This window comes from Amorphus sp. MBR-141, from assembly GCF_053628695.1.
Genome location: NZ_JBRJGW010000035.1, coordinates 11,933 through 28,093, shown reverse-complemented (window position 1 = coordinate 28,093; position 16,161 = coordinate 11,933). Strand labels below are relative to the sequence as shown.

At 65.0% G+C, this 16,161-nt stretch carries 13 protein-coding genes; 5 read left to right on the top strand and 8 right to left on the bottom strand.

Annotation, left to right across the window (positions count from 1 at the left end):
- Positions 1 to 488 precede the first annotated feature (488 nt).
- The 6 genes from ACSSVZ_RS25940 to ACSSVZ_RS25915 form a co-directional block, all read right to left on the bottom strand.
- The gene (locus ACSSVZ_RS25940; protein WP_453973761.1) at positions 489 to 1,451 is read right to left on the bottom strand and encodes a DUF6963 family protein; all 963 of its coding nucleotides are present in this window, start codon (positions 1,449 to 1,451) and stop codon (positions 489 to 491) included.
- Entirely contained in the window at positions 1,448 to 2,428 is a 981-nt protein-coding gene (locus ACSSVZ_RS25935) for an ABC transporter ATP-binding protein (protein WP_453973760.1), read from the bottom strand. The genes ACSSVZ_RS25940 and ACSSVZ_RS25935 overlap by 4 nt, the downstream gene beginning before the upstream one ends.
- Positions 2,421 to 3,404, bottom strand: a complete 984-nt coding sequence (locus ACSSVZ_RS25930) for an ABC transporter ATP-binding protein (protein ID WP_453973759.1) — start codon at positions 3,402 to 3,404, stop codon at positions 2,421 to 2,423. Before ACSSVZ_RS25930 ends, ACSSVZ_RS25935 begins: the two co-directional genes overlap by 8 nt.
- Positions 3,405 to 3,408: 4 nt before the next feature.
- Positions 3,409 to 4,362 carry an ABC transporter permease gene (locus ACSSVZ_RS25925; RefSeq protein WP_453973758.1) on the bottom strand — a complete coding sequence of 318 codons (954 nt, stop codon included), beginning with the start codon at positions 4,360 to 4,362 and terminating at the stop codon, positions 3,409 to 3,411.
- 10 nt (positions 4,363 to 4,372) lie between these two features.
- The gene (locus ACSSVZ_RS25920) at positions 4,373 to 5,323 is read right to left on the bottom strand and encodes an ABC transporter permease (protein WP_453973757.1); all 951 of its coding nucleotides are present in this window, start codon (positions 5,321 to 5,323) and stop codon (positions 4,373 to 4,375) included.
- A gap of 67 nt (positions 5,324 to 5,390) precedes the next feature.
- Positions 5,391 to 7,016 carry an ABC transporter substrate-binding protein gene (locus ACSSVZ_RS25915; RefSeq protein ID WP_453973756.1) on the bottom strand — a complete coding sequence of 542 codons (1,626 nt, stop codon included), beginning with the start codon at positions 7,014 to 7,016 and terminating at the stop codon, positions 5,391 to 5,393.
- Positions 7,017 to 7,258: 242 nt separating this feature from the next.
- On the opposite strand from ACSSVZ_RS25915, the gene ACSSVZ_RS25910 reads away from it, so the two are divergent.
- The 5 genes from ACSSVZ_RS25910 (at position 7,259) to ACSSVZ_RS25890 (ending at position 13,347) form a co-directional block, all read left to right on the top strand.
- On the top strand, positions 7,259 to 8,128 hold the full coding sequence (locus ACSSVZ_RS25910; RefSeq protein WP_453973755.1) for a MurR/RpiR family transcriptional regulator: 870 nt from the start codon (positions 7,259 to 7,261) through the stop codon (positions 8,126 to 8,128).
- Positions 8,125 to 9,258, top strand: coding sequence for an o-succinylbenzoate synthase (gene menC, locus ACSSVZ_RS25905; protein WP_453973754.1), 1,134 nt, complete (start codon positions 8,125 to 8,127; stop codon positions 9,256 to 9,258). The genes ACSSVZ_RS25910 and menC overlap by 4 nt, the downstream gene beginning before the upstream one ends.
- Positions 9,255 to 10,517: a Zn-dependent hydrolase gene (locus tag ACSSVZ_RS25900; protein WP_453973753.1), complete on the top strand. Its 1,263-nt coding sequence runs from the start codon at positions 9,255 to 9,257 to the stop codon at positions 10,515 to 10,517. The genes menC and ACSSVZ_RS25900 overlap by 4 nt, the downstream gene beginning before the upstream one ends.
- 863 nt (positions 10,518 to 11,380) lie before the next feature.
- On the top strand, positions 11,381 to 12,937 hold the full coding sequence (locus ACSSVZ_RS25895) for a type IV secretory system conjugative DNA transfer family protein (RefSeq protein ID WP_453973752.1): 1,557 nt from the start codon (positions 11,381 to 11,383) through the stop codon (positions 12,935 to 12,937).
- Positions 12,938 to 12,969: 32 nt separating this feature from the next.
- A complete protein-coding gene (locus tag ACSSVZ_RS25890; protein ID WP_453973751.1) occupies positions 12,970 to 13,347 on the top strand; it encodes a hypothetical protein in 378 nt (125 codons plus the stop codon).
- Between the two features lie 372 nt (positions 13,348 to 13,719).
- Here the strand turns inward: ACSSVZ_RS25890 and ACSSVZ_RS25885 are convergent, their stop codons facing one another.
- Together ACSSVZ_RS25885 and ACSSVZ_RS25880 are read right to left on the bottom strand one after the other, a co-directional pair.
- Positions 13,720 to 14,859 carry a helix-turn-helix transcriptional regulator gene (locus ACSSVZ_RS25885; protein WP_453973750.1) on the bottom strand — a complete coding sequence of 380 codons (1,140 nt, stop codon included), beginning with the start codon at positions 14,857 to 14,859 and terminating at the stop codon, positions 13,720 to 13,722.
- Positions 14,860 to 14,959: 100 nt separating this feature from the next.
- Entirely contained in the window at positions 14,960 to 16,096 is a 1,137-nt protein-coding gene (locus ACSSVZ_RS25880; protein ID WP_453973749.1) for a helix-turn-helix transcriptional regulator, read from the bottom strand.
- Positions 16,097 to 16,161: the final 65 nt, after the last annotated feature.

Here is a 16,161-nt window from a genome sequence, read left to right as displayed (position 1 = left end):
CCTCCCTTCTGCGACACAAGGCCAAGTCTTCGGGTCATTAACTGATCCCCTTCTTGTTTTCGTGCTTTATTGCTTATCGTGCAGTAACGATAGCACGAGAGAAATATAGATTGAATAAAATTCGATATTACTCAGAAACGTCCGCCTGATGCATTGTTGGGGAGCCGATCTGCTCTCATCGCATATTGCACAGCTCCCCCGAGGGGGACGTCAGAATCGCGCTCAAGTCGATCGTTCAGGCCCGATTTGGCCTTACCCAGAAACGGACATTCGGGCTCGTCTCGATCAACGGCGGGAATGCGCCCTCCTGTTCGGAATCCATTAAGTGGACGCTCATGAGGCCGGGTAGTTTGCGGCGTTTCGCTATGATCTAGTGCTGACGCAGACCGGGCGGGGGGCACAGGCGTGCATATTGAATTTTCGGAGATCGCCAATATCCGGAAGTTCTCATCGACGCGCGTCGACCTTTCGAACTCCACCCGCCGCTTTCAAGCGGTGCGGTTCGGCGCAATCGTCCGGTAGCTGACATCGAGGAGCGTCTGGCCGCTCATGGATATCAGCCGGCCGTGCTCGATGATGCAGTTGGGCTCGTCCGCGACGCGGCCCAGGAGGTGCCCGTCCCTGCAAACCTCCGCGCCCAGGTAGATCGCCGCGCCATTGGCGCGGCCGGCTGTCAGGACCGGGTCCGTGGTGAAGATCTGCACGGCGCGGCCGACCGCATCGATCTCCACGCGCGCCTGGTCCCCCAGGACAACCGGCGTTCCGGCTGCAACCGAAAAGGCGGCGTCGGGCCGGGACGGCACCATCACCGCCATCGCGACCTCGGCGGCAAGTGCCGCGATCGACGGGCCGGGGCCGATCGCATTGTGCATCACCACCACCGACGCACCGGCATCCGGGCGGTCGAGACGCGCGTAGCCAAGGTCGGGGCGCGCCGCGACACGCCGCGTGTTGGCCGCTGAGAGCCGGCCGGCGCGGTCGGCGACGATCAGGCCGACATCCGCCTCCGGGTTCGCCTTGAGCACGGCGCGCACCGCAGCTTCGGGTCCGGCCCCGCCGCGAAGGGCGTCGAGCACGGCGATGTTGTGCGGTCGCCCGTCGGCGCCCGGCGCATTCGGAAGACGGTGGCCGGCGACGATGCCGGCGGCCGCGTCGACGGCCATGAACCGCGACAGCGGCTCCGGCCGCTCCGGCCCGCTGGAGATCAGGCCGGCCAGCGGCGCCGCGGCGACGGGATCCGGCGGCGGCGCGCCGGTCGTCTCGCCGGCGATGAAGAGCGTGGCGCTTCCGCCGCGTTGTGTGGCGGCCTCGTGCACGCGGCCCGTCGCGTCGATCGCGGCGAAGGCCACGAACCCCCCGATCGAACCCGTCGCCACCCGTTCGATCGCGGCCAGCGCCCGGAACGCGGCCAGTCCGGCATTGGGACCCGCGCAGACCAGGCCGACGGTCATCCGGCGGCCTGCAGCGGATAATGACAGGCGGTCCCGTGCCCCGGCGCCAGCGTCCGGAACGTAGGCTCCTCGGTCCGGCAGTTGTCTTGAGCGTAGGGGCAGCGGGTGTGAAAGCGGCAGCCCTTGGGCACATTCATCGGGCTGGGGATCTCGCCTTTGAGCACGATCTCCTCGCGACCGCGCTCGCCGGAGAGCGCCGCGGACAGGAGCGCCTCGGTGTAGGGATGGTGCGGCGCGCGGAAGAGATCGTCGGCGTCCGCGAATTCGACGATGCGCCCGAGATACATGACGGCGACCCGATGGCTGACATGGTCCACCACGGACAGGTCGTGGCTGATGAACAGGTAGCTGAGACCGAATTCCGCCTGCAAGCGGTCCAGCAGGTTGATGATCTGCGCCTGCACCGAGAGATCGAGCGCCGAAACCGGCTCGTCGAGAACGATGAGCCGGGGCTCGACCGCAAGCGCGCGGGCGATCCCGATGCGCTGACGCTGGCCGCCGGAGAACTGATGCGGATAGCGGTTGGCGTGATTGGGGTCGAGGCCGACCATCGAGAGCAGTTCCAGGACGCGGCTCCTCGTGTCGCCGCGATTGCGCCCGCCGATGATGTCCAGCGGCTGGGCGACGATCTCCGCGACCGTCTTTCGCGGATTGAGCGAGGAATACGGGTCCTGAAAGACCATCTGCACCGACCGGCGATACGCAGACATGTCGGCGCTGCCGCCATCGAAAACGTCCTGCCCGTCGAAGCGGATCGCGCCGCCGGTCGGCTCGACGAGGCCCATGACGAGCTTGCCGATCGTGCTCTTGCCGCAGCCGGATTCGCCGACCAGGCCAACCGTTTCGCCGGCACCTATCGCGAAGGAGACACCGTCCACGGCGCGCAGCGTCGCGATCCGGCGCTGCATCAGGAAGCCCTTCGAAACGAGGTAGGACTTGCTCAGGTCGTCGATTTCCAGCAGCGGCCGGTCAGTCATGGATCATCTCCCGTCGAAGGCAGCGCACGAGGTGGTTCGGCGCGACTGGTTCGAGCGCGGGTTCGTCGAGCCAGCAGGGGTCGATCATCTCCTCGCAGCGATTGGCGAAAGGGCAGCCCGGAAGCGGATTGGCGAGATCCGGCGGCATGCCGGGGATGGCCGTCAGCGCGCCGTGCGCCCCGGCCTTCGGCCGGCTGGTGAGCAGGGCCTGCGTATAGGGATGGGTGGCGCCGGCGCGGATGGCGGCGATATCCGCGGTTTCGACAACGCGCCCCGCGTACATCACCACGACCCGGTCGGCCATGCGCTCGACGACGCCGAAATCGTGGGTGATGAGGATGATCCCCATGCCGAACTCCGCCTGCAGTTCCTTCAGGAGCCGGAGGATCTGCGCCTGGACGGTCACATCCAGCGCGGTCGTCGGCTCGTCGGCGATGAGGACGCGCGGCTGCAGCGACAGCGCCATCGCGATCATGACGCGCTGGCGCAGGCCGCCGGACAGCTCGAAGGGATAGGCCCTCAGCCTCAGCTCGGGATCGGGGATGTGGACGCGCTCGAGCATGGCAAGCGCAATGCTCCGCGCCTCGTCGCGGGAGACGCGGCGGTGGCGCAGGATCGCCTCGGTCATCTGGTCGCCGACCCGGAAGGCAGGATCGAGCGAGGTCATCGGATCCTGGAAGATCATGGCGATGAGGTCGCCGCGCAGCGCCTGGAGCTCGCGCTTGCGCATGGTCGCGAGGTCGCGTCCCTCGAGCAGGATCTCGCCGGCGACGATGCGGCCCGGCGGGTCGGGGACGAGGCCCATGATGGACATCGACGTCACCGACTTGCCGGATCCGGATTCCCCGACGATGGCGAGGACCTCTCCCGGGCCCACCGAGAAGCTGACGTCCTGCACGGCGCGGACGAGACCGCGGCTCGTGTGGAAATGCGTCGTCAGACCGCGTACGTCGAGAAGCGGTGCGGGTGACTCCATCGGTTCACATCCTCAGGCGCGGGTCGAGCGCGTCGCGCAGACCGTCGCCAACCAGGTTGAAGGCGAGCGCGACGAACAGCAGCATCAGGCCCGGAATGGCGCTGACATGCGGCGCGAGCGACAGGACGGTGCGTCCGTCCGCGGTCATGATGCCCCAGTCGGCGATCGGCGGCTGCACGCCGAGGCCGAGGAAACTCAGCCCCGCCGCGAAGACCACCTGAAGCCCCATCGTCGTGGTGCCGTAGACGATCACCGGCGACAGGATGTTGGGCAGCACTTCGCGGAACAGGATGCGCGCGTTGGAGGCCCCGCAGGCGCGTGCCGCCTGGACGAAGTCCTCCTGCGAGACGACCATCGTCGTCGTGTAGACGACCCGCGTGATGTAGGGGATCAGCACGATGACGATCGACAGCATGACGTTGGCCATGCCGGGTCCCAGGATGCCGGCGATGGCGATGGCGAGCATCACCGTCGGGAAGGCGTAGAAGACGTCCAGCACCCGCATGATGACCTCGCCGAGGCCCCTTCGGTAGAAGCCCGCGACCAGGCCGAGCGCGACGCTGATCAGCGTCGCGATCGAGACGGGAATGAGGGCGACCGGCAGCGAGACCCGTCCGCCGTAGATCAGACGGCTGAGGATGTCGCGGCCCTGTCCGTCGAGGCCCAGCAGATGACCCGGCGTGCCCGGCGGCTGCAGCCGCAGCGACGGGTCGGCCTCATAAGGGCTGTAGGGCGCGATGACCGGCGCGAAGACCGTCACCACGACGACGACGGCGAGGAAGATCGCGCTGACCATCGCCACCTTGTCGCGCTTCAGCGCCAGCCAGAAGAGACGGAGCGAGGATTCCGGCCGCGCGACCTTCGCCTCGCGCTCGCGCCATTCGGCCCGGACCGCTTCCGCGCGGGCTTTCACGTCAGCGGGCACATCGGCGGGCATGTGGGTGGGTGTCGTGTCCATCCTCTCCTCCTCAGGCGACCCGGAAGCGCGGGTTCAGCCATGCGACGACGATGTCCGCGAACAGGTTGAGCAGGACGAAGAAGGCCGCGATCAGGAACATGGCGCCCTGGACGAGCGGCACGTCGCGCCCGAGGATCGCATCGTAGAGCTGCAGCCCGATTCCCGGCCATGTGAAGATCACCTCGGTGAACAGGGTGCCGCCGAGAAGGAACCCCGCCTGGAGGCCCGTGACGGAGATGATCGGCGGCAACGCGTTGCGGAACGCGTGGATCCAGACGACGCGGCGCTCCTCGAGGCCCTTGGCCCTGAGCGCCGTGACGTAGTCGGCGCGCACGACGTCGAGCATAGACGACCGCGCAAGCCGGGTGATTACCGCAAGCGGGATCGCCGCCGTGACAATCGCCGGCAGGACGAGATGGTGAAGAAGGTCGATCAGGCCGCCGTCGCCGCGCAGGTCGTACATGCCCGAGGTCGGGAACCATTTCAGCTTGAGCGAGAAGACGTACATCATCACCAGCGCCAGCCAGAAGGTCGGCGCCGCGGCGCCCAGGACGGCGGCGGCGGTCCCGGCCCGGTCGATGAACGAGTACTGGCGGACGGCCGAGATGACACCCAGCGGAACGCCGACGGCGATCGCGATGAACAGGCTGGCGCCGGCGAGGATCAGCGTGTTGCCGAACTTCGGGAGCACGATCTCCAGGACGGGGACCTGCAGGATGATCGAACGGCCGAAGTCGCCCTGCAGGACCGCGGCGAGCCAGGTGAAGTACTGGACGTAGAGCGGCCGGTCGAGGCCAAGCTCGGCGCGGATCGCGACGATCTTCGCCTCGGTCGCGCGAGGCCCGAGAAGCGTCGCCGCAACGTCGCCCGGCACCATCTGCAGGAACAGGAAGATGACGATGGACACCCCGAAGAGGATCGGGATTACGGCGAGCAGGCGTTTCAGTACGTAGGGTCCCATGACGTCCTCCCGGGTGCAGGACGAGCGGCGGGACCATGAGCCCCGCCGCACTCACGCTGCAGGCAGGCTACTTGTCGATCCAGACAGTCCGGAAATCCTGCCAGTTCTGCGGGGCGTGCACGTAACCCTTGACGTAGGGCTGCATGACATAGGGCGTGGAGTCGTGGACGATCGGGACGATCGCCGCATCCTCCATCACCATGTCATGCGCCTCCTTGTAGAGCTCGTAGCGGGCCTCGTCGTCGGTCTCGGTCAGCGCCTTGTCGAGAACCGCGTCGACCTCCGGGTTCTTGTACCAGCCGACATTCGAGCCGTTCGGCGCGAACCACTTCGAATGCGTCGGCACCTCGACCCAGATCGGCGTCGTCATGCCCCACGACATCCAGTAGGCCGACTGCCCCTCCTTCATGCCGTGCCACCAGAACGACAGGTAGGTCTGCCATTCGTAGGTCTCGAGATCGACCTTGAAGCCGGCTTCCTGCAGGTTGCGCTGGACCCACTCGGCGATCGGCACGGGGTTGATGTTGCCCGATCCGCCCGTCGGGATGAGCCAGGTCATCGCCGGTCCGCCGTCCGGGCACGAGGATTCGGCGAGAAGCTCCTTCGCCTTCTCCGGATCGTACGTGTAGGGCTTGTAGTCGGGGTCGAAGGAGGGGTTGCCCGGGACAACGAACCCGTAGGCGGGAAGCGCCGTTCCACGCAAAAGCTGCTTGGCGATGCCCTCGCGGTCGATTGCGTACTCGATCGCCTGCCGGTACTTCTGGTCCTTGAGGCACGGCTCCTTCATGTTCAGATTGAAGTAGATCACGTGCGGCGACGGGCCCTGCGCGACGGTGAAGCCCTCGTCCTCGAGCCGGCGCACGGAGTCCGGCGGCAGGCTCATGGCGACGTCGATCTCGCCGGATTCCAGCGCGGCAACGCGGCTTGCCGCATCCGTGTAGGGAACGAAGATCAGCCGGTCGATATAGGGCGCGTGGAAGCGCTCGTCGCCGCTGTCCGCGCCCCAGTAGTCGTCGAAGCGCTCCATGACGATCTTCTCGCCGCGGACGCGCTCGACGAACTCGAACGGGCCGGTGCCGACGGGATGTTCGCCGACATTGTCGTTGCCCCACTTCTCCCAGTTGGCGGGGCTCATCAGGCTGACGTTGCCGCAACCGCCGTCGACCTGTTTGCCGAGGAACTCTCCATACGGTTCGTCCATGGTGAGCTTCACCGTGTATTTATCGGTGACCTCGACGCTCTCGAGCGTCTGCCACGAGAAGGCGGTGCAGCCGTTGGCCTTGGCCGAGTACTGCTTGGAGTCCTCGTTCCACATCCGGTCGATGTTCCACTTCACCGCCTCGGCATCGAGATCGGTACCGTCGTGGAACTTGACCCCTTCGCGCAGCTTCATGATCCAGACGAGACCGTCATCCGACACCTCGTAGCTGTCCACCAGTTCGGGAATGATCTCCGGGACCGACTTGTCGGACACGGTCAGGTCCTCGGTGAAGAGCGCGTCGAACATGTTCTTGTTGACGCGCCACGTCACCCAGCCCCCCGCAGCCTGGTTGTCGAGGAAGTCGGCCTCCGAATCGAGCCCGACGATGAGCGTCCCGCCCGTCTTCGGCTCCTCCGCCCTGAGCGGCGCACCAGACATCGCCATGAGGGCAATCACGGCTCCACTCGCGGCGAGCCACCTGACAGTCATCATCTCGGTCTCCTTCCTGAATTTTCGCTCGTCGAGAGGTCGTTGCCCCGGCAGCCCCTCCGGGTCCTGCGGCCGGGTTCGGACCAGACGTCATCTCTCAAACCGTACGCGCGGATCAGCGTCGGTCAACAAAAATATGGAAATAAATTTTCAGAGTTTGATATTTCCTGAAATTGTGCTTCCATTTGCGGCAGGGCGCTCGCCGGTTAGGCAGCCGGGGGCGTCGACGGTGGAGATTTGCCCAAGTGATAATCGAGAGAATACGCAATCATTATAACGAGTTACCGGGCAGCGAACGGCCGCTTGCGGATCTCTTGCTCGAGTTCCCGGGTGACATCGTGCTGTATTCCGCCGGCGAGCTCTCCGCCCGGGCGGGTGTGTCGAACGCCGCCGCCAGCCGGCTTTTCAAGCGTCTCGGCTACCAGGACTATCGCGAGGCCAGGGAGGCCGTCCGGGCGGCGCAGGCATCCGGCCAGCCGATCTATCTGAACAACTCGCTGCCTTCGCAGCCGGCCTCCGACGACAGCCTGGGCCGGCAACTGTCGCGGGACATCGACAACCTGCGCGCCACCTTCGACGAGATCGACCGCACCGCGCTTGCGGACGCGATCGAGGGCATCGGCAAGGCGGCGAACGTCTGGTGCATCGGCTACCGCAACAGCTACTTCTTCGCCTCCTATGCCCGACGGCAGCTGGCCCAGACGCGCGCCGGCGTCCACCTCCTGCCGCAGCCGGGTCAGGTGCTGATGGAGGAGATTGCAGGGATCGGCACCGGCGACGTCGCGCTTGTGGTCGGCCTTCGCCGGCGGGCGGAAATCACGGCAACGGCGATGCAGTTTCTCGCCGCGAGCGGCGTGCCGATCCTCTACGTCACCGACCACCGGGCCGATCGCACGGCGCGGCTTGCGACCTGGGTGCTGAGGTGCCGAACGCGGGGCGTGTCGCTGTTCGACTCGTATGTCGGGGTGATCAGCCTGCTGAACCACGTGTGTACGGAAGTGGCGGCGGGCGCAGGCGATGCCGCACGACAGCGTTTCGCTGCCATCGAGACCGCGAACGACGCCGGCGGCGAGCTCGAGGTCGAACTGCGCAAGCTGGAGGAAGACGACATATGAAGATCGAGCAAATCGACGTCTATCAGGTCGCGATGCCGATGAAGGCCACCTGGCGCGCGGCTTTCGGGGTCATCGATCACATCGACAGCATCGTCGTCAGGGTGAAGGCCGACGGGGTCGAGGGCTGGGGCGAATCCGCGCCGTACGCGGCCCCGAACTATTCGGGCGAATTTACCGGCGGCGCGTTTCTGGTGATCCGCGACTGGCTCGGCCCTGCCCTGCTCGGCGCAGAGATCGAGAGCGGCGCGGCCCTGCAGGCCAGGCTTGCCCCCTTCAAGGACAACCGGTTCGCCAAGGCGGCCCTGGACCTGGCCTGGTGGGACGCCGCGGCCCAAGCGAAGGACATGCCGCTGTGGCGGCTGATCGGCGGAACCTCGCCGGAGATCCGGGTCGGCGAAGACCTGTCGGTCCAGGAGACGATCGACGCCCAGATCGACGCGGTCCGGCGCGCCCACGACGCGGGCTTTCCGCGGATCAAGCTCAAGGTGCGCCCCGGCTGGATGGCGGAGATGCTCGGCCCGGTCCGCCAGGCGGCGCCCGACGCCGTGATCCATGTCGACTGCAATTCCGGCTTCACGCTCGCCGACGCCGAGGTGATCCGCGCGATCGACGACTTCGGCCTGGAGATGATCGAGCAGCCGCTGGCCCATGACGACCTGATCGACCACGCGGACCTGGCGGGACAGCTCGACACACCGATCTGCCTGGACGAGAGCATCGTGTCGGTGGATCGCGCCCGCAAAGCGATCGGGCTGAACGCCTGCGGCTTCGTCAACCTCAAGACCGGCCGGCTCGGCGGGCTCACCAACGCCATCGCGGTGCACGACTACTGCCGCGACAACGGCATCCCGTGCTGGGTCGGCAGCATGCTGGAATCGGCTGTCGGCCAGGGACCGTCGATTGCGCTGGCGACCCTCGACAACATCGGCTATCCGGCGGACATCTTCCCCAGCGACCGGTTTTACGAAGTCGACATGGGCGGACCGGATATATCCCTCTCCGGAGCTGGCGTGATGGTCGCGCCCGACCGGCCCGGGCACGGGTTCACTCCGGACATGGAGCGCCTGCAAGGCTGCACGCTGAGACACGCTCGAGTCGAACCGACTGGCCGGAGTGAATCCAGAGCATGACGGAAACGGCATCCACATCGAGGACCAACCTGAAGGTCAACGGCAACCGTCTCTGGGCCAGCCTCATGGACATGGCGCAGATCGGACCCGGCGTCGCCGGGGGCAACAACCGGCAGGCGCTGACCACCGAGGACGGCGAGGCCAGGCGACTGCTGGCGGACTGGTGCCAAGACATCGGCCTGACGGTCAGGACGGACCGGCTCGGCAACATGTTCGCGCGCCGCGAGGGTACGGAGCCGGACCTCGATCCGGTCTTCGTCGGGAGCCATCTCGATACCCAGCCGACCGGCGGCAAGTACGACGGCGTCCTGGGCGTGCTGGCCGCGCTCGAGGCAATGCGCGTGCTGACGGAGTCCGGCGTCGCCACGCGGCGGCCGATCGTACTGGTGAACTGGACCAACGAGGAAGGCACGCGCTACACGCCGCCGATCGGCGGTTCGAGCGGCTATGTCGGTCGCTTCGACGTGGACCATATCCTCGACCAGTGCGACGCGAAGGGCCTGCGTTTCCGCGACGAACTGGCCCGCATCGGCTGGCTCGGCGACGAGCGTGTCGGGGCGCGCCCGATGCACGCCTATCTGGAGCTTCACATCGAGCAGGGGCCGCTCCTCGAGGCCGAGGGCCTCGACATCGGCGTCGTCACCCACGGCCAGGGCACCCGCTGGATCGAGGGTGTCATCACGGGTCGCGACGCACATACCGGATCGACACCGATGACCATGCGCCGCAACGCCGCGCGCGGGCTGGCGCGCCTGATCGACCTCGCCAACGACATCGCAATGGCGCATGCGCCCGATGCGGTCGGCACCATCGCCCATGTCGTCGTCGAGCCCAACAGCCCGAACGTGATCCCCGGCCGCATCGTCTTCACCGCCGACTTCCGCTCGCACAGGCTCGACGTTCTCACCGCGATGCAGGACCGGTTCGAGCGCGAGGCGGCCGAGCTCTGTGCCGCGCTCGACCTGGCGTTCTCCTCGACGATCTCGGGGTCCTACGATCCGCCGGAATTCGATCCCCGCGCCGTCGCGGCCGTCAGGGACGCCGCCGAACAGCATGGCTACGCGTGGCGGGACATGGTCAGCGGCGCCGGGCACGACGCGAGCATCATCGCGGCGACCGCACCGGCTGCCATGGTGTTCTGCCCCTGCGTCGGCGGCCTGTCCCACAACGAGGCCGAGGAGATCACGCCGCAATGGGCGGAAGCCGGAGCCAACGTGCTGCTCGGGGCCGCCGTGGCGCTGGCGGACTCCACGGGCTGAGTACGGGGACGCGGCGGCTTTTTCGGCCGAAGACCGTTGCAATTTGCGGACATCCCGAGACTCTTGGATTTAAGGCTCGGTTGCTGCGGGCACGGAGGAGCGGGGCTGCAAATCGGTCTCGGCGCCGCGCCCAACATCGGCATAGCCGGCACCACCTTCGGCGTCGACCAATCCGGCCGTTTCGGCTCCGGTGCCGTCGACAACTCCGTCACCGGGTGGTTCACCGTCGCGCTCTGAAGGCTCGGCACTTTCTGCGTCTCTCGGTCGGATGGTCGCCCCGCAAATAATTGAACCGGAAGCGGACAGCCTCCTTCCGGCCAATCCCTCCGGGCATGCCCACCCTAACGTTCTTCTTTTAGCCAATGGTAGCCAAGGGGAGAACGATTATGGGACACTCTGAGTATGATCCCGCCTTCGCAGAGAGGCGGCCATGGAACGCGGGACGAAAGATCGGTGCGAAGCGGGCCCTCAAGCCGCAGCAGGCCAGTTTGCCGATCACGGTTGCGGGGAATGCCCCCAGCCAGCCTCGGGCCCGTTCTTTCGCCCGAGCCCGCGAGCACGAAGGCACCCAGGCTGTTCTGCCTGGTGGCCTGCCGCAAATCCGCGCAAACACGCCTCCCTCAAACGGGGTAAGGCGCATGCTCTCTTTCGGGAGATGTCAGGTTTTGGCGGGGCTTGGTTGCCCATAAACAGGTGTTGCCAGCCGCTTGGGTTGCAATAAACGCCGGGAACGCGACGCCTGTATTCGGCTGGCAACACCTTTAAGCCTCTCGCAGTTCTCCTGTTTCCGCAAGCAAAAGCCGCCTCCATTCGTGCCGCCACCCATAAGCAGGTGGTTGCAATAAACGAAGGAGGCGTCGCCGATGCGCGCTCTGGCCTTCCTCTGGGCTTTGCTTGTGCGAGCCCCCGTGCGGCTTCTCGGCCGCACCCTGTTGGCTCTTGCCGGCCTGTCCCTGGTGTTTGCCTGGGGCCTGGTGCCGGTGGTGGTTCTGATCGGTCTTGTCGTTGCTGTCGGGCTGTTGCTGCGAATCCGCCGGAACCGACGATGGGCCACCCTCCATGGCTCGGCCCGCCTTGCCACAAGGCGCGATCTCGATGTTCACGCCCTCCGCGGCCGCCGCGGTCTCATCCTCGGCCGGATCGGTCGGACGTTCCTGCGCTTCGACCGACCGGGGCATTTGTTGACCTTCGCCCCGACCCGCTCCGGCAAGGGCGCGGGCTCGATCATTCCCAACCTGCTCGATCATCCGGGATCGGTGTTTGTCATCGATCCCAAGGGCGAGAACCATGCGGCAAGTAGTGCCTACCGGGAGAGCCTCGGTCGGGTGCATGCCATCGCGCCGTTCGATCGACAGGTGGAGGCGTCCCGGTTCAATCCGGTCGACTTCATCCGGGTTGGAGAGGCGGAAGAGATCGACGACGCTACCCTCATCACCGACATGCTGGTCGTCTCCAGTGGTCCGGAGACCTTCTGGGACAGCGAAGCCAAGGCGCTGATCACCTGCCTGCTCCTCTACGTGGCTCACGCCCGCACCGGGGTGGAGCGGACGCTCAGCCACGTCTGGACGCTTCTCATGCGCGATCAGGACGGGTTCGAGGACCTTCTTGAGGAGATCCTCGCGTTTGATCATGTCGGGATCGCCGCCATGGCACGGGGCTTTTCCCAGAAGGAGATCCGCGAGCGCTCCGCCGTGATCTCTACGGCCCAGACCCATATGAAGATCTGGAAGAGCCCGCTGCTCGCCCGGGCGACCGAAGCCTCCGACTTCATAATGGAGGACCTGAAGCGGAGACCGACCAGCCTCTACCTGATCCTGCCGCCGGAGCTGCTGGAGACCTACCGTCCGTTCGTCCGTCTGTTCGTGGGGTTGGCGCTCGTGGCCACGACCCGGGCTCGCACTGCCCGGCGCGAGCCCGTCGTCTTCTTCCTCGACGAGACCGCGGCCCTTGGACGGATGGAGCCGATCGAGGCCGGCATCGGCTGGCTGGCCGGCTATGGCGCCAGCCTCTGGCTGTTCTTCCAGGATCTCGACCAGCTGATGCTGATCTACCCGCGCTGGCGCTCCATGATCGCCAATTGCGCGGTACGCCAGGCCTTCAACGTCACCGACTACGCGACCGCCGCGGAGCTCTCCAACATGCTCGGCACGCGCACCGTGATTGCCCCCAGCATCAGCCGGGCGACGGCCGGGCCGCTGTCGCTGTTGCCCAACCACTTCTCGACAAGCGAGGGGCTACAGGCGCGCAAGCTGATGACGCCGGACGAGGTCATGGCCCTGCCGACCACGCAACAGCTTCTGTTCGTACAGGCCTGCCCACCGATCCGGGCGCGCAAGATCCGCTGGTTCGCCGAGGAGCCGTTCCGGGCCCGCAAGGCGCTCGCGGAACGGCGGGCGGAAGCACGAAAGGACGACAACTAGAAAACCAGAAAGCACGAAAGGGAGAGACCACGATGGACCCGAACACCAATCCCAACACCGCCGCCACCTGGCAGCTGTTCACGATGATCGCAGTCGCGGCCGCCGTCTTCGGCGTCACCATCGGCCTGGCCACCGCCAAGCCGCCGCCGAAGCTGCCGGCCTGCAACGCCGACGAGGGCCGGCGGATCGTCCAGACGGGCTTTGCGGCCGAGAACGACGATCTCGCCGTGTTCGGGCTCTACTCGGTGCAAGAAACCTCGAGCATCGCAAACGGCACCGAGCTTCGTCGTTGCACGGCTATCGCTGTCACCGATAGGGGCGAGCGAACCCTGCACTTCGTCGTTGGCTGGATCGATCGGGCAGACAAGATCGCGTTCTGGGGCAGGTCGTCGGAACAAGACGAAAGATAGCCGCCATTCGCCTGGTGCGCCGCAGAGGCGGCATTAGCACCGCGATTGGCTCTCTACGTCGATGTGGTGCGAAGAGCGCAATACACCTGCCCGATCGCCAGCTTGCAGCGGAACCGGACCAAACCGTCCAGTCGTAGAGCATCTGCATGATGCGCATGCTGCAGCGTCCTCCAAGAATAGTGAGAGTTCACCCATTCTTGGTCACAGGACATTCGGCGTCAGACGATGGACAACATCACCCGAGTGATCGTGACGATCCGCATGTGCATCGAATTCGCCGCTTTCGCCGGCATCGTCCTTATCCTGCTCGATCTCACCGAGGTGGTCGATCTCTTTTGATCTGGCCACTGTTGTTGGCGGCTGATCGCCAGTCTATCGCGGCACCCGCGCCATGATGCGCGCGAGGAGCCCTGTCAGCTCCGACTGCCGGCTCAGGTTGAGCTTGCGGGTGATGGCCGTCAGCTGGTTGCGTGCCGTGGCATAGGCCGTTGACGACTGCTCCGCGGCCTCCCTCACAGTACTGCCTCTGTGGAGGGATTCCGCCAACCGTGCCTCGGCCGGCGTCAGCCCGAGCGCGGTGGTGAGCACATCCAATGGCGCAGGGTCCACGTCGTCCGGATCGAGGACGTAGAGAAGATAGGCTGGAAACCCTTCCTTGAACGGTTCGATGATCGGATTGAGGCGACCAACGCCGCCGGCCGGCACGAAATAGAGGATCAACGGAACCTGGGCTGGACGCGCGATGCGGACCGGACCGACAGGCAGTGAGTCCGCCATGACCTTGCCCGCCGCCGCATACAGATGGTCCGACGATCTCTTCTCCCGGGCGATCAGGGTTCCGCGCTTTGAAACCGACAGCTCGCCGCCGCCGCTGCGGAACATGGCCTCGGCCTTCGCGTTCTGGGCGATGAGCTGGTGTGCCGCATCGAACACCGCCACCGGCGTACCAACCCGATCAATGATATCATCGGTCTGTGCCACGGCGGTGCGCTGCATCAGTTCGCGGACCATGCGAAACGACCGCTGAACGTACGGTCGGACGCGATCGATGGACTGACCGAGCACCGCGCGGTCAGCTTCACTCAAGCGGTCAGGGACCGTCGCTGTAAATGCGGAAAAACAAGTGCGATCTTTGAATATGTTGAAGAAAAGTGCCGAATCCATGCGGTCGCGCGGTCGCAGGAACAAGTCGAAGAAATCTGAGGATCGCACCGCCTCTCGTGAAACATATTCCTCTGTCGAATAGAGGCGCGCTCCGGAGCTACCCAGCGAGGCAACGCTGGTCATTGGATTGAGATGCGCTACTTCGGCATATTCCTCAAACGCCCTTTCGTCTGTATTGACCGCAACGCTATCGAGAGAAAATCTGTGCGGTGTCATATCCTCAACCTGGAACATGAACCTGACATCAGGAAAATGCCCTCCAAACGCGGTCAAAGCAGATCCGTAGGCACTCGGATCGAAATGTGCTTCGTAGAGCTTCAGGATCGCTTCCAGCTCTGGCTCCGTCACAACGCTCTCCCCCAGAATGCTCCGCCCACGAAATGAGTATTTCTCTGAGGCGCGGTGTCCCGACGTTCCACGCAGATCTGAGCCGGTTGGCTGCGAACGGTCACCGCGGTACACGCGCCAAAAGGCGGGCAAGCAGGCCAGTAAGCTCTGATTGCCGATTGAGATTGAGTTTGCGGGAAATCGCGCCGAGCTGGTTGCGTGCCGTGGCATAGGCGGTCGAAGACTGCTCCGCGGCCTCCCTGACCGTGTTGCCCTCGTACAGGAGTTGGGCAAGCCGCGCCTCAGCCGGCGTCAACCCGAGCGCGGTGGTGAGCACATCCACTGGCGCCGGATCCACGTCCTCCGGATCGAGCACGTAAAGAATATAAGCAGGAAACCCGTCTGAGAACGCCCCGACAATCGGGTTGATCGAAACAGCGCCGCCGGCTGGCACAAAGTAAAGAATGAGTGGGCCCTTATCCGGTCTGGACACACGCAGTGGACCAACGGGAAGCGAATTCGTTGTCAGCTTGTTGGCGGCGGCCTGAATGAGATCGACCGTTTTCTTCTCACGGGCGACAAGCGTGCCCTGATGAGAGAGTGACAGGACACCGCCGTTTCGGAACAGCTCATCCGCTTTCGCGTTCTGAACGACCAAGCGATTCTTATCGTCGAAAACGGCGACGGGTGTGCCCACCCGATCGATGATTGAACCGGTCTGAGCCGTTGCAGTGCGCTGCATGAGTTCGCGCACCATGCGAAAAGAGCTCTGCACATGCGGGCGGATGCTCTCCATGGACGCGGCCAGGCTCGATCGATCGTCCTCGCTCAATGCGCCCGGCACCGTTGCGCTGAAGCCGCAATAGCTTTCCCAGTTGTCCAATACAATAAACCCGTAGGCCATATCCATTTCATCTTTTGATTTCATATACTCATTGAAGAATTGCGTTTTTCTAACGTCTGCCCTGGGAGCCCAGTTTTCTGTACTGAACAATTTGTCGCCAAATTTTTTGACTTCCCACTCGTCTACCAGCGGGTTTAGATGCGCCACTTGCGCGTATTCCATCATTTCGTATCGGTCTATGTTCGCGGAAACACTGGCCAGAGAGAATTCGCGGCTTTTCCAGCCCTCGATTTGCAGCATGATTCTGACATCGGGAAACATGCTGGCAAACGCAACCAGCGCCGACTGATAGGCTGCCGGATCGAAATGCGCTTCATAGAGCTTCAGGATGGCTTCCATCTCGGACTGGTTCATGCATGCCCCCCGCATGGTGATGTCCAGACAGCTCAACGGCGCTCGCGGCGCGACGGCGGTAGTCC